Source organism: Candidatus Symbiothrix dinenymphae (genome assembly GCF_001431085.1).
In genome coordinates this window covers 1-721 of the sequence record NZ_BBRU01000170.1, presented here as the reverse complement: position 1 = coordinate 721, position 721 = coordinate 1, and the positions used below count along the sequence as shown (strand labels likewise).

The 721-nt window shown below is 45.5% G+C and carries 1 protein-coding gene; it reads right to left on the bottom strand.

The genetic code is table 11. The annotated features are described in order from the left end of the window. Window positions 1-721 (bottom strand): MBOAT family O-acyltransferase (locus tag ASC50_RS02530; protein WP_162491122.1); only part of this gene is annotated, 721 nt, incomplete at both ends.

Sequence of the window (721 nt, the reverse complement as noted above, 5' to 3'; positions counted from 1 at the left end):
TTCCAAAGGTACGTGCCATTTTTAACAACTCCGGTAGACTTGGCAATAGTTTCCCTTCGGCGACAGTATCGGTATATTTTCTACTTTTTCCCAGCAAAATAATCGGTACAAACAGTATTGCGTGATACGCTCCCCAACTGATATATGTCCAGTTAGCACCATGCCAAAAGCCGCTTACAAGGAAGATAATGAACGTGTTGCGCACCGTTTGCCATTTTGAGCCGCGACTTCCACCCAACGGGATGTACAAATAATCGCGAAACCATGTGTTGAGTGAAATATGCCAACGCCGCCAAAATTCGGCTATGTTGCGCGAAAAATAGGGAAACCTAAAGTTTTGCAAAAACTTGAATCCCAACAGTTTACCAATTCCTAACGCCATATCGGAATAGCCCGAAAAGTCGCCGTAAAACTGAAAAGTGCAGAAAATTGCACCCAAAAGCAGCGCACTGCCCGAATAAGCATCCGAATTATTGAAAACCTCATTGGCAATCGTGGCGCAATTGTCGGCGATAACCACTTTTTTGAACAGCCCCCAAAGAATTTGCCGCATCCCATCGACAGACAAGGCATAGTCAAACGTTCGGCGTTTGTAAATCTGCGGCAGTAAATTGGTAGCCCGCTCAATCGGTCCCGCCATTGCCAGCGGGAAGATGCTCACAAAAAGGAAAAATGACACCACATCGCGAGTAGGCTCAAACTTTTGCCGATAAACATCAAT